13 protein-coding genes are annotated in these 13,229 nt (G+C 35.7%); 5 read left to right on the top strand and 8 right to left on the bottom strand.

What is annotated here, in order from left to right:
* Nucleotides 1–162 precede the first annotated feature (162 nt).
* Nucleotides 163–1,824 (top strand): apolipoprotein N-acyltransferase, encoded by a 1,662-nt coding sequence (lnt, locus tag FNJ88_RS09640; protein WP_143852914.1) that lies wholly within the window; start codon nucleotides 163–165, stop codon nucleotides 1,822–1,824.
* Between the two features lie 147 nt (nucleotides 1,825–1,971).
* On the opposite strand, the gene FNJ88_RS09635 is transcribed toward lnt, so the two are convergent.
* Nucleotides 1,972–4,092, bottom strand: coding sequence for a helix-turn-helix domain-containing protein (locus FNJ88_RS09635; protein ID WP_143852913.1), 2,121 nt, complete (start codon nucleotides 4,090–4,092; stop codon nucleotides 1,972–1,974).
* 27 nt (nucleotides 4,093–4,119) lie between these two features.
* On the opposite strand from FNJ88_RS09635, the gene FNJ88_RS09630 reads away from it, so the two are divergent.
* Nucleotides 4,120–4,656 carry a hypothetical protein gene (locus FNJ88_RS09630; protein ID WP_143852912.1) on the top strand — a complete coding sequence of 179 codons (537 nt, stop codon included), beginning with the start codon at nucleotides 4,120–4,122 and terminating at the stop codon, nucleotides 4,654–4,656.
* A 20-nt stretch (nucleotides 4,657–4,676) separates the two neighbouring features.
* On the opposite strand, the gene FNJ88_RS09625 is transcribed toward FNJ88_RS09630, so the two are convergent.
* Nucleotides 4,677–5,192, bottom strand: a complete 516-nt coding sequence (locus FNJ88_RS09625) for a gamma carbonic anhydrase family protein (RefSeq protein WP_143852911.1) — start codon at nucleotides 5,190–5,192, stop codon at nucleotides 4,677–4,679.
* Nucleotides 5,193–5,381: 189 nt separating this feature from the next.
* Here FNJ88_RS09625 and FNJ88_RS09620 point away from each other — a divergent pair, with 189 nt between their 5' ends.
* Nucleotides 5,382–6,260: a NifU family protein gene (locus FNJ88_RS09620; protein WP_143852910.1), complete on the top strand. Its 879-nt coding sequence runs from the start codon at nucleotides 5,382–5,384 to the stop codon at nucleotides 6,258–6,260.
* 201 nt (nucleotides 6,261–6,461) lie between these two features.
* Nucleotides 6,462–7,490 carry a ferrochelatase gene (hemH, locus tag FNJ88_RS09615; RefSeq protein WP_143852909.1) on the top strand — a complete coding sequence of 343 codons (1,029 nt, stop codon included), beginning with the start codon at nucleotides 6,462–6,464 and terminating at the stop codon, nucleotides 7,488–7,490.
* 93 nt (nucleotides 7,491–7,583) lie between these two features.
* Here hemH and FNJ88_RS09610 read toward each other — a convergent pair whose 3' ends face one another.
* A complete protein-coding gene (locus FNJ88_RS09610) occupies nucleotides 7,584–8,795 on the bottom strand; it encodes a type IX secretion system plug protein domain-containing protein (protein WP_143852908.1) in 1,212 nt (403 codons plus the stop codon).
* A gap of 125 nt (nucleotides 8,796–8,920) precedes the next feature.
* Between FNJ88_RS09610 and FNJ88_RS09605 the strand changes: the two genes are divergently transcribed.
* Nucleotides 8,921–9,559 (top strand): MBL fold metallo-hydrolase, encoded by a 639-nt coding sequence (locus tag FNJ88_RS09605; RefSeq protein WP_143852907.1) that lies wholly within the window; start codon nucleotides 8,921–8,923, stop codon nucleotides 9,557–9,559.
* A gap of 68 nt (nucleotides 9,560–9,627) precedes the next feature.
* On the opposite strand, the gene FNJ88_RS09600 is transcribed toward FNJ88_RS09605, so the two are convergent.
* The 5 genes from FNJ88_RS09600 to FNJ88_RS09580 all read right to left on the bottom strand — a co-directional run bounded on the left by FNJ88_RS09600 (nucleotide 9,628) and on the right by FNJ88_RS09580 (nucleotide 13,196).
* Nucleotides 9,628–10,185: a thioredoxin family protein gene (locus FNJ88_RS09600; RefSeq protein WP_143852906.1), complete on the bottom strand. Its 558-nt coding sequence runs from the start codon at nucleotides 10,183–10,185 to the stop codon at nucleotides 9,628–9,630.
* A 4-nt stretch (nucleotides 10,186–10,189) separates the two neighbouring features.
* On the bottom strand, nucleotides 10,190–11,098 hold the full coding sequence (gene miaA, locus FNJ88_RS09595) for a tRNA (adenosine(37)-N6)-dimethylallyltransferase MiaA (RefSeq protein ID WP_143852905.1): 909 nt from the start codon (nucleotides 11,096–11,098) through the stop codon (nucleotides 10,190–10,192).
* 507 nt (nucleotides 11,099–11,605) lie between these two features.
* Nucleotides 11,606–11,944: a YkvA family protein gene (locus FNJ88_RS09590; protein ID WP_410494963.1), complete on the bottom strand. Its 339-nt coding sequence runs from the start codon at nucleotides 11,942–11,944 to the stop codon at nucleotides 11,606–11,608.
* A 69-nt stretch (nucleotides 11,945–12,013) separates the two neighbouring features.
* Nucleotides 12,014–12,565 (bottom strand): TlpA family protein disulfide reductase, encoded by a 552-nt coding sequence (locus FNJ88_RS09585; RefSeq protein ID WP_143852904.1) that lies wholly within the window; start codon nucleotides 12,563–12,565, stop codon nucleotides 12,014–12,016.
* Between the two features lie 19 nt (nucleotides 12,566–12,584).
* Nucleotides 12,585–13,196, bottom strand: coding sequence for a thioredoxin family protein (locus FNJ88_RS09580; protein WP_143852903.1), 612 nt, complete (start codon nucleotides 13,194–13,196; stop codon nucleotides 12,585–12,587).
* Between the last annotated feature and the right edge of the window lie 33 nt (nucleotides 13,197–13,229).

The raw sequence follows: 13,229 nt of genomic DNA, 5'->3' as shown, positions 1-13,229 counted from the left end.
ATTTAATATTAAAAAAAAAGGAGGTTGCAAAAGGTACAAGCGGACATTGTACTGGGAATTGAATATCTACAACGCCTGTAACCTGAGATAAATCAAATCATCTGTATCAGTGGAAATTCAATAATTGATTAACTTTGGAAACATAATCAGTTTAAACAAACTATGAAATATATTATCCTATCTTTATTCTCGGCGATCTTATTGAGTATTTCCTGGCCTACCTACGGAATTCCATTTTTTATATTTTTCGCGCTCGTTCCTTTACTCATTCTCGAACACGATATTTCTAAATTTTCAAAAATCAAGAATAAAAGCTGGACCATTTTCGGTCTTACTTACCTTTGTTTTGTAATTTGGAACATTGTAACAACAGGATGGTTATATGGTGCCAGAAACCCCGACGGATCGCATTCATTATTCGCAGTAGTTGTCCCAGTTTTGCTGAATTCTTTATTCTATTCTTTCATTTTTCAATGTTACCATTGGTACAAAAATGCGCAGGGAACTTATTTTGGACTGGTTTTCTTTGTTGCCATCTGGATGGTTTTCGAGAAGATCCATTTGAGTTGGGAGTTAACATGGCCGTGGCTAAACTTAGGAAATGTGTTTGCCGACTATCCCCAATTAATTCAGTGGTACGATACGCTGGGAGCAACTGGTGGTAGTTTTTGGATTCTAGTCGTGAATGTGTTCGCCTTCTATACTTTAAGAATTTGGGAAGCGGGACGAAAACGTAATCCTTTAATTATCAACAGCGTTATACTTTTTGCAGGAATTGCTTTACCGATGGTAATTTCTATCGTAAAATACCAAAATTTCGATCTAAAACCGACTGGAACCGTCAACGTTTTAATGTTGCAACCAGAACTTAATCCCTACACCGAAAAATATTCTAAAGACAGTTTAACCATTTTAAATGACCTACTCACTTTAGCTGAGGAAAACTCCAAAGGGCAAATTGATTATTATATTGGCCCTGAAACATCTTTGCCTGGATTCGGCTCTATTTCTGAAACAGGTTTTGAACAAAGCGAACTTTTAAATAAAGTAAAAGGGTTCTTAACAGGACATCCAAAATCAGTTTTTGTAACCGGTATTTCCTCCCATCGCTTTTACCCAAATGAAAAAGATAAATCTAAAAATGCTTACAAAACATCACAAGGAGTTTATGTGGACAGCTACAACTCGGCAGTACAGATTATCCCCAATCAGAAAGTTGAAGTTTACCATAAAGGAAAACTAGTTCCCGGCGTGGAAATCTTCCCCTACATCAATGTATTGAAACCCCTTTTAGGAGATGCAATGCTTAATCTGGGAGGAACAACTGCCTCTTTGGGAACGGATGAGGAACGTAAAGCTTTTAAGAATCCTTTTAACAATGGGAAAATGGCGCCAATCATTTGTTATGAAAGTATTTACGGAGAGTTTGTAACTGATTATGTAAAAAAAGGGGCAAATTTCTTAGGAATTATGACCAATGATTCCTGGTGGGGTGTAACACAGGGACATAAACAACTACTCGCTTATGCAAGAATGCGTGCGATTGAAACCCGTCGTGAAATCGCGAGGTCTGCCAATAGTGGCATTTCTGCCCATATTGATGCAAAAGGTGATATTCTTACAGATACTTTATACGGAGATAAGACGACTCTTTTTGCAAAAGTGAATCTTTACGAACATCAAACTTTCTACACAAGAGCTGGTGACCTACTATCACGAATTTCAATATTCGTTTTTGGTTTTTTAGTTTTCTATACTTTGATTAAAAAGTATCAGAATAGAAAACCACAGGAACCCATGAAAAAAATTGTGATTAAAAGGTAACGAAATCAATTTTTCACCATAAAGCACAGCCCTATTTAAAGCTAAATGAGCAGAGATTATATTTTAACCTCTGCTTTTTTTATCATGGCAATCATTACTTCATCTATAAAACTCACCCTTAGTTATAAATTATTAGAAATCAGTTATTTACTTTGATTTCTTATAAGTAAAGTGATTTAATAATAAGCGTATTTCATTGAATTCAAAATCATTCGGCAAAGCCCTTTTCCAGTCATTTAATGTTTCATGGGGATTTTTCTTAAATTCTTTTTCGAAAGTTTTAATCTTTTCTTTATCAAAAATTCTGGTTAAATCTAATAAACCCTGTTCCGCAAACTTAGCTAAATGCCCAAAAATCGTTTCGGTTACCAAACCGCGTTCTTTTGCAATTTCAGGAATGGTTTTACCCGCCTCAAATAACTGGAAAGTTAAAATGTGCGAGGGTATTTTAGCAACCTTTGTAGAAATGGCAACATTGTTATCGGTGTTGAACAGTGATGATTCGAGCAAATTAACTTTCTTCAGATCATTCAGGTAATCTTCTAAATCATCCAGAAAAACCCGGAAATCTTCATTGTATTGTTTTAAACCTTTTGTCCCTTTATTCTCTGAGTAAAAATCGAGTAATGGTTGAAATACCTCTAAATTCACTTTGGTAAAAAAGAAATTAACGGCCCCTTTTGCTTTGTCTTCTATTTCACTCCACTCCTCCTTACCATTGATAAATTTATATGTTTTCTGCAGCATCACTTTCGCAAACTTACCATAAACACTCTCAAAATTTTCAACTTTGGGTCGAAGGGTTTTATAGAGATATGTGGCTTTATTTTTATCAAGTGCTTTACTCGTCCTGGTCGATTGAAACCAAGTTTCCAGCGAATACTTAAACCAGGAACAATCGAGAGCACTGACCACTTTTTTAATACTATAATCGTACTTCTCCGTTTGAAGAATCTCTTCTATTTTTTCATTCGCATTGGTTTCATCCTGAAACTGAGAAACTCTACGGTCTGCAAAAATAACGTTCGGTGTAATCTTAGACTTTAAGACGATACCTTCTAAGGTCCGGCAACGCGAAAGTGCCACATAAACCTGTCCAGATGCAAACGATTTCCCTGCATCGATGATCAAGCGGTCAAAAGTTAAGCCCTGAGATTTATGAATGGTCACAGCCCAAGCCAAACGGATCGGATACTGCTGGAAACTTCCCAAAACATCTTCTGTAATATTTTTTTCTGCATCTAAACCATATTTTTTCTGTTCCCAGGTTTCTTTCTTTATGGTAAAAACTTCATCATCGCCGTCAATAAGGACCGTAACTTCCTTATTATCTAAACTCATCACTTCTGCAAGCTTGCCATTGAAATATCTTTTTTCACTACTTGCATCATTCCGAATAAACATGACCTGCGCACCCACTTTCAACTGTAGTTCTTCCTCATTTGGATATTGATTCTCATTAAAATTCCCAACAATATCTGCGCTATAGAAATAAGGTTTTCCCTTTAATTGGGCGAGCTTTTTCTGGTTGATCTCATCGGCCATTCTGTTGTGAGAAGTTAAATAAACGTAAGGTTCATTGGTTGGCTCGAAATCGGGAATATATCTTTCATTCAAAGTTTCAAAATCAATATCTCCCACTGCCCCATCCCGGATGTCATTCAGAATATCCAAAAACACTTCGTCCGTCTGACGGTAAACGGTGGTTAATTCTATGGTAATTAAAGGCACTTCCTTTAAGGCATAACTTTCGAAGAAAAAGGGTGACTTATAATACAATCCTAAAAAATGTTCATCCCTTACAACTGGCGGGAGCTGATACAAATCTCCGATAAACAGCATTTGGACACCACCAAATTTTTGTTGATTCCGACGAACGAACCTCAGCGAAAAATCCATCATATCTAAAACATCAGCACGCAGCATTGAAACCTCATCGATGATGATGATTTCTATTTCGCGCAATAACTTCAGTTTGTCTTTACGGTACTTAAAGTGTTGCATCAAATCGGAGATATTATTCCCCAAATTGCTGTCTATTCTGTCGGTTGTAGGTACAAATGTTCTCAATGGAAGTCCGAACATAGAATGAATGGTGACACCGCCAGCATTAATTGCTGCAATACCGGTAGGAGCTACCACAATATGTTTTTTATTGGTTTTCTTAACAAAATCGTTAAGAAAAGTAGTTTTTCCAGTTCCTGCTTTTCCGGTCAGAAAAATACTGCGATTGGTATGTTCGGCTAAATTAAAGAGAGATTCGTCCATTGTTCAAATTTAAGAAAATTGGCTTGAATGAGCGAGGTGAAAATGTCTTTTCAAACGATTTATAAAAAAGACCGTATTTTTGTAAGTGCAGAAAAAATCCAAATGAAGAACCTATTAATTACCGTTATTTCAGTCTTAACATTAACCGCTTGTTCTACCAATAAAGGGGTTGTAGATGAGGAGACTTTACCAAAAGATATTTCTCAAAAACCCCACAATAACTCTACGCAAGAAGATGATCGACTAAAAATGCAAAAACTCATTGCAGAAATTGATTCATTAATTGCTACTGAAACCTGTTCTGATCCAACCGAATGGAAATTTACAGCAATTGGAGCAAAACCATGTGGAGGAGCGAGTTCTTATATCGCTTATCCTAAAACTTTAGAGAGTGAAATTGTACCAAAAATAACTTCCTTCACCACAATGCAATCGGTGTTTAATACCAAATATGGACTCATGTCGGATTGTGCAGTAGTTCCAGAGCCTACAACTATACAATGCGAAAACGGAAGAGCCGTATTAGTAGGAACTAACTCCCGAGCATCAGAAATTAGTAATTGATTGAGTAGAATATTTGGAAATTAATCCTTATACCACGAAGAGTATTTCACATAATTATTAGCAATCCTGTTGACTTCACCTTCCAATAATTCAGCGGAGATGTCTTTTATTTTTCGTGCTGGTGTTCCTGCCCAAACTTCACCAGATTTTATATGAGTCCCCTGGATTACTACGGATCCTGCACCAACAATGGAATTACTTTCGACCAAACAATCATCCATCACTATGGCTCCCATTCCGATGAGAACATTATCATAGATCGTGCAACCATGGACAATTGCATTATGACCAATTGAAACATTGTCTCCAATCACGAGCGGAAATTTTTCATAGGTGCAATGCAACATGACATTATCCTGAACATTTACTTTATCACCCATTTTGATATAATTCACATCACCACGAATAACTGCATTGTACCAAATACTGCATTCTGTGCCCATGGTAACATCACCGATGATCGTTGCAGTCTCCGCTAAAAATGTATCATTTCCAATCTGCGGTGTTTTACCTAAAAGTTCTTTTATAAGCGCCATGTTTATTTTTTTAATTTGATGATGTGCCAATTTGATAATTTAGACCGATAAAATCAATTCTATTAAGTTTTAAGATAATCTTGGTTTTTTTACTATCAACTGATATTACTCATTGACAAGGTCTAAGATATCGATGCGGAAATCTGATTTGTTATCCGTATTTTTGTAAATCAAATTTAGGAAAATAAAATGAGACCAATAATTATAGAGCCCACAGAGAACCAAAAGGTAATGAAGTTTGTAGCAGATTACAACTTGATTCCAGGATCTCTAGAGCTCGACAGAGATTCTGACATTACAGAAATACCGTTAGCAAAAGAGCTATTCCAATATCCATTTGTCGAAAGAATTTTTATTACGGCAAACTTTGTTGCAGTTGCGAAACAAGATGGTGTAGAATGGGAAAATGTTATCGATCCTCTAAAAATAATTATCGAACAAGAACTGGCGGCAAATCCAAGAATATATCTTCAGAAAAAAAATGAAGAGCATTTGATTTATGCTGAAATGACACCTAATCCAATGGTGATGAAATTCGTTTCGAATACGTTGCTACTTGATGGTTTTATCGAAGTGAAAACTCCAGAAGAAGCAGTTGCCGTCCCTTTAGCTAAAGCGATTTTTGATGAATATGACTTTGCTAAAGAAGTATTTATTTCGGATAATTTCGTGGCAATTACTAAAAACGTATCGGTTGAATGGCATGAGGTGATGATTACCGTAAAAGAATTTATTGCAGAATATCTTCAAAAAGGTGGTATCGTGTCCAATACAGCTGCTCAAAAACATGAAAGCCCAGTAGAAGCATTAATCAACAGAGAATATACCGAAACGGAACAAAAAATATCGGATATTTTAAAAGAATATGTTGCTCCAGCCGTGGAGAGCGATGGTGGAAAAATATCATTAATAGACTACGACGCAGAAACGAAAACTGCGAAAATGTTATTACAGGGAGCGTGTTCCGGCTGCCCAAGCTCAACCGCTACGCTGAAAGGTGGGATTGAAAATCTTTTGAAACAATTTGTACCTGAGTTGGTTCAACATGTGGAAGCGGTGAACGGATAGTTTAGATGTTAGATGTTAGATGTTAGATGTTAGATGTTAGAAAGGAAAACATTTCTTCTTAATTCAAAATTTTAAAAATATAACTGGGTTGCGCGCCGATTTACGAAGCTTTTTTTTCCTCACCCGAATCCTCTTGAAGGGCGAGGAAACTATAAAAAAGCGAGAGCGAAAGGCGGTTTAAGGTACCCAAATAAAAAACAGATGTCAAAAAAAGGAATTTTATTAGTTAATCTCGGGTCACCAAGGTCGACGAAAGTTGAAGATGTAAAGGAGTATTTGGATGAGTTTTTAATGGATGAAAAAGTGATTGATTATCGCTGGTTTTTCAGATCTTTACTCGTGCAGGGGATTATTCTTAATACCCGCCCAAAGAAATCCGCAGAAGCGTATAAAACAGTTTGGACTGATGAAGGCTCACCTTTGATTTTTATTACCGAACGGATTAAAAAGAAGTTGGAAAAAATCGTTGATGGTCCCGTAGAAATTGGAATGCGGTACGCAGAACCAAGCATAGAAACTGGAATCCGAAACCTGACGGATCAAGGTGTCACGGAAATCGTATTATTCCCACTCTATCCGCAATATGCGATGAGTACCACCGAAACCGTAATTGAAAAAGCAGAAGAGGTTCGCAAAAAGCACTTTTCTGATATTAAGATCAATTATATTCAGCCATTTTATAATCGTGAAATTTATATTGATTGTCTCGCAGAAAGTATTCGGGAGAAACTTCCTGAAAACTTTGATGCTCTTCAGTTTTCATATCATGGGGTACCAGAAAGGCACATCTATAAAACTGATCCTACAAACACCTGTAACTTAAATGATTGTTGTTCAAGAGATGACAATCCCAGTCATCAGTTTTGTTACAGACACCAATGTTTTAAAGTAACGGAAGAGGTAATTAAAAAATTAAATCTACCAAAAGAAAAAGTGATGGTTACTTTCCAATCACGATTGGGAAATGATAAATGGATGGAACCCTACACAGACGAAACTTTAGAGAATTTGGGTAAAAAAGGAATTAAAAACCTTGCAATCGTTTGCCCAGCTTTTGTCTCTGATTGTTTGGAAACTCTGGAAGAAATTTCCGTAGAAGGCAAAGAGCAGTTTATGCATGGCGGAGGGGAAACCTTCCACTACATTCCTTGTCTTAACGATGAGGACCGTTGGATTGAAGTTGTAAAGACTTTGTGCGAGGAAAAATTGCATGATTTTTATCTGGTTTAAACCATGGTATTTCTCTACCGAACGCACTCCAATGCTTTAAAGACTGCGAAAGCTATAAAATTATCGTTTCTTCTGAAAAAATAGAGAAATAAATTATCGCACAGGAGTCCTGAATTCACCATAACCAATCAGACCATCATAATTTCTACCGAAAGGCTGATAATACAGAAAAGCTTGATACAGGTTTTCTGTCTGCCAGAAATTACCGTTAATTTCGCCGAAGTTCATAGAACCATCGGCGTTTTTTGTGGCTAAAATATAATTATAGAAACCTTGTTTTAAATATATTTTCGCGATATACTTTTTTGTCACTTCGTCGTAGATCATTTGATTTTCTTTAGTTGCCTGAAAATCATTAAAGCCCCCCAAAACATAGATTTGTTTATGGGTATTCTCTGAATCTAATGCGAAATAAACCCATGAATAATCAGCTTCCCGGTCTGCATTTCGTTCAATTCCTAAGTCATTTCTTCGAAAATAGTAGGCACCATTAACATCGGGTTGATATTGATAATTGAGTGGGAAAGCCCAAACGGGATGAAGATAGGTGTAATTAATTCCATCAACATTCTCTGCTTGAGCAACCATGTCGAATGCCTGTTTCAAATCTTTATTATCGAAATAATAGAACTCATTATTCCCGGGAAATGCTAAATTCATCTGCTGAAACAGAATTTTATTTCCGAGATTCGAACTGGGTTTTTGATTGTACACACCTGTATGCCAATTGTTATTCTGTATGACATTAAGGGTCAAAGAATTTAAGTTAGAATTCATTGCAGAATTGGTTCCAATAGCCTGAACTTCTACCCTCTGATTGATCTCCCTATTTTTAGCATCAGAAGTTCTGGAAATGTTAAGCCCTACATTTGCACCATCTTCTACTACACAAAATCTTTTGGTAAAAAGTGGTTTACTTGGTGAATCCTGATAGACCACTAATTCAAAATTACCCGATATCTTGGGCTGAATTTTATCATTGGGAAACGTTAAGGTATAATTGGTGTAAGGTTGTGAAGTATTAAATGAATACCGAAGCGTCTCTAATATCCCGTTTAAACTTCCATTGGCATATTCGGTAAAAAACAAACCGTCATCATTCCAGTTTCTGTCGAAATGCTTTAAAGTATAACGATAAATCGTGCTCGAATTAGATAAATCATCAAATCGTAAAATAAGATTTTCATTAAACCTAATTACCGCCGTTTCATCATTTGTTTGCGGATTAAAAAGCTGTACACTGCGAATATCTTGCGCAGAGAAGAATATACTGAAAAACAGAAAGTAAAGTGGTAAATATTTCATTGATACGAAGGTAATGTTTTTTGATGAGCTGATTTCTGCTTCAATAACACAATATTATTACAGATATTGTTATGACTTAAAATTTTTTAATTTAAAATTAGATTCTAAATTTGTAAAAAAAGTACATGTTGCATATTCAATCTTTCACCTTCAATCCTTTCTCCGAAAATACCTATGTCGTTTATAATGAAAATAAAGACGCCTTTGTCATCGATCCTGGAAATTTCTCAGACGAGGAAACAGCTGTTTTAGAAAAATTTATTAAGGACAAACAATTGAAAGTCCAGAATATTCTTCTTACCCATGCTCATATTGATCACGTTCTGGGCTTGCAGAAAGCTTTTGATCAGTACAAAGTTCCAGTATTAATGCATGAATTAGATCAGGAGATCCTGGATCGAAATCCTATGGATGCTAATCGATTTGGTTTTTTCTTTAAACCTTTTGAAGGTGAGATCATTTACTTACAGGAAGATGAAATTATTAAATTAGGAGATGATGAGTTTAAAATAATACATGTACCAGGTCATTCGCCAGGAAGTATTGCTTTTTATAATGGAGCCCAGAAATTCATGATTTCGGGCGATGTTTTATTTGAGGGAAGTATCGGCAGAACTGATCTATACAAAGGAAACCACGAACAGCTTTTAGAGCACATTACAACGAAACTTTTTATTCTTCATGAGGACACTCAGGTTTTCAACGGACATGGAAATCCCACCACTATTGGATTTGAGAAGAATTACAGTCCCTTCTTTAAATAAATAAAAAGACAAGAACTGAAATTCTTGTCTTTTTTTTGCTATACGCCAGATCGTATTATAGGATCTTATTATTTCCATTTGATACCGCAACCCATACTTGGTTTTTGGATCTCTTCTTGCGGTCCGCCTGCCAATAAATTTTCGAAGGCAACGATTAGATCTTCACCTGTAATTTCTTTTTGATTACCTGGTCTTGAGTCATCCATTTGTCCGCGATAGATCAAGTCCAGTTTGTCATCAAAAAAGAAAAAATCTGGTGTACATGCAGCATCATATGCTTTGGCGATGGCCTGGCTCTCATCATATAAATAAGGGAAATCAAATTTTCTTTCTACTTGAAATTCAACCATTTTATCGGGTGCGTCAGCGGGATATTTATCGACATCATTTGCGTTGATCGCGATAAATTCAATTCCCTGCTCTTGATAATCCTCATACAATTCTGTCAATTTATCAATCACGTGCAGCACAAATGGGCAATGATTACACATGAAAAAGACCAACGTTCCTTTCTCTCCTTTTAAATCCTCCAAAGATTGCAATTCGTTGCTTTGTGAAGGATTTGGAAGTTCAAAGAAAGGAGCTTTCGTTCCAAGTTCGAGCATATTTGAAGGAGTATTTGCCATTGTATTATTTTTTAATATTTAAAGTATGGAGCAAAGATAATGATTCCTGCACCGAATTTTCAAAATTTACCCAATTGATGTTTTCTTCTTTGCGGTACCAAGTCAATTGTCTTTTTGCAAATCTGCGCGAGTTCTTCTTAACTTCTTCAATGGCAAAATTTAAAGTCCAAATTCCGTCAAAATATTTGAACAATTCGGAATAGCCAACCGTTTGTAGAGCCAGATTATTTTTAAAGGGGATCAAAGATTGTACTTCTGCGAGCAATCCATTTTCTATCATTAAATCTACGCGTTGGTTGATTCTCTCGTAGATTATTTCTCGTGGTGCCTGAATACCGATTCGGATAACATCGAAATTCCGCTTATTCATCTGTTCTGAAATATTCTCGGTGTATGTTTTACCTGTTTGCCAGATAATATCAATCGCACGAAACAACCTTCTTGGATTATCCCGATCTACTTTAGAAAAATAAACGAGATCTAAATCTTTAAGGATATTCTGTAATTTTTCGATACCTTCTTCTTCCAAGATTTTTTCAAGCTTCTGCTGATTTTCTGTATTTGCTTCTGGAAGATCATGCAAGCCTTCTATTACCGCTTTTTCATACATCATACTACCACCAACTAATACGACTACTTTATGTTTATGGAAAAGATCTTCAATCTTCTGTACAGCATCTCTTTCGAATTGCCCAATAGAATAATAATCCCCGACAGATAAATTCCCAATAAAGTGATGCGGAACCTCAGCTAATTCTTCTGCAGAAGGAGTTGCGGTCCCAATATTCATTTCATTGAAAAACTGTCTGGAGTCACAGGAAATGATTTCAGCTTCGAAATGTTTAGCAATTTCAATGGCTAATTTGGTTTTCCCAATGCCTGTTGTTCCAATAATTGAAATTAATGTTTTCACCCTGCAAATTTCCTGATTTTTTTTGAATAAAATTTATAAGAATATTAATAATGTATGTTCGTTTTCAATCATGTTGCAAATTCTAAACACAATCCCGATAGCCATCGGGACGCAAAGATTTAATTACAAAAATGCTTTTTTACACGCTTTTTTGAGTTTCGCAAAGGCATTTCATTGAGCAAAGTTCGCAGAGAAAATACAATAATGACAATTTATGGATATATATAAAAAATTAATTGTACAAAATCATTTTTTAAATTTTTTCTGATAATAAGAAAAATTAAGGTAAATCTACTAAAGCTGATCGCTGCCAGTAATAAAATATTCTGGTAAATTTACAACTTACCTGAAATTATAGCCCCGATCGCAGCGGAAATCCTTTTTTGCGAAAGCAAAAAAGATTGCAACGAAGAGCGGGTACGAAAATCAAAAAATAGACTACTCTTCTTGCTCCAAAAAAATACCGCATCTTTTCAGAAACGGTATTTATTTAAATGTATTAATAATTTAAGCTATAATTTGGGCTTCACTCACCTTATCTTCGGCTTTATTTGAAACTTCCCAAGCAATAAACTTTTCAGCTTCCTTCACCAATAAAGGAATTGCGAAAGCCAACAGTGCAAAGTCATCCAATACACCGATGCCAGGGATAAAATCCGGGATAATATCAATGGGTGAAATTAGGTACACCAATACCAAAGCCGGTACTACAACATTTGTAAACTGAGGTTTATACCCTCCTTTTTTAGTTGCGGATTTAATCATACGAATGATCACGGGAATCTTTTGAATGAATCCTTTATGCTTAAATGCTTCTTTAGCTAATTGAATTTTCGAAATTTTCATTTTGATTTTGGTTTTGAACATCTACTAAATCACAAAATCCATACCACAATTTCTAAATTACTGTTAAAACTAAGGGGAAACGTTGTCTATGAATTCATGTACAGATTTCGAATTCCAGTCTTTGGAACCATCCTCTTTCAAAAGGATCCTACCATTTTTATCTAATAAAAATGTTGTTGGGAAAACTTTCGGTAATACATGGTTGGTAATCGGACTTTCGGCGATATAAACGGGAGCAGAATAATTGTTTTTTTTCAGGAAAGCCCTTACATCTTCTTCTTTATCCTGCATTGCAATTAAAACAAAATCAATTTTATCCTTTTTTGAATCATGCAGTTTTTGAATGGTAGGCCATTCTTCTCGACAAGGCGGGCACCAAGTACCCCAAAAATTCAACAGAACCAACTTATTCCCTTTCAGATCTTTAAGGTTGGTATCTGGAACATTGATTCCTTTTAACTGAATATCATAATCTTCATCGCTTAATGTAATTGCATTTTCTATTGCTGCGACAGGGAAGAAAAGATCCTTAAGTTTCAGCTTAACAGAAGGGAAAATATAAAGCACTGCGATGAACGCCATTGCTAAAATAAAAAACCCGTTCTTCTTTATGAATTTCATCTAAAGTCTGTTTTAATAATTAAAGTAAAGAAATAATTTCCTGTATTGCATCTTTGCCCCGGTTCTTGGCATAATAAACTTGCAAGTCATTGTAAAAAACTTCTCTGGGATAAGTTTCTGGATTTTCTTTAAATTTTTTCAAAAGTTCATTTCCGTATTGCGGGCGTGGACCCCAGTTTGCTTTGATGGAAAAATCGTCATTAATAATCAGTACTTTCGGAATCGATTGTGTACCATTGGTTTGAAATTGATCAATCAGAGAAAGGTCGCTATCGCGAAGGAACACTTTGACCGGTATACCTGCTTCTGTGAAAAACGTAGAAACTGCAGGAACAGTGGCGCTTGCATCTCCACACCAAGGCTCCGAAACAATTAAAATCTTACCAGTAAAATTTTTTGCTTTTAGCTCCTCCAATTGCGCTGGATCAACTTTATAGGTTTTGATAGTACGGTTAAGTCTTTGCAATCCTAATTCATAATATTCCTGATGCTCATCGTTTTGATCGGGATTATTATGGAATCGTTCTTCTGCAACTTTCATGTATTCATCGAAAGAGATCGCGTTCTGCCAGTAATTTTTACTCGCTTCTGCGTTATTGATATCCTGGTCTTCTTGAATCGTTGATTTCATTCTTTTTATTTTGTCAAATTTCCGTATAAATCT

The sequence above is a fragment of the Chryseobacterium sp. SNU WT5 genome, from assembly GCF_007362475.1.
GTDB lineage: Bacteria > Bacteroidota > Bacteroidia > Flavobacteriales > Weeksellaceae > Kaistella.
This window is presented reverse-complemented; position numbering and strand designations above follow the sequence as displayed.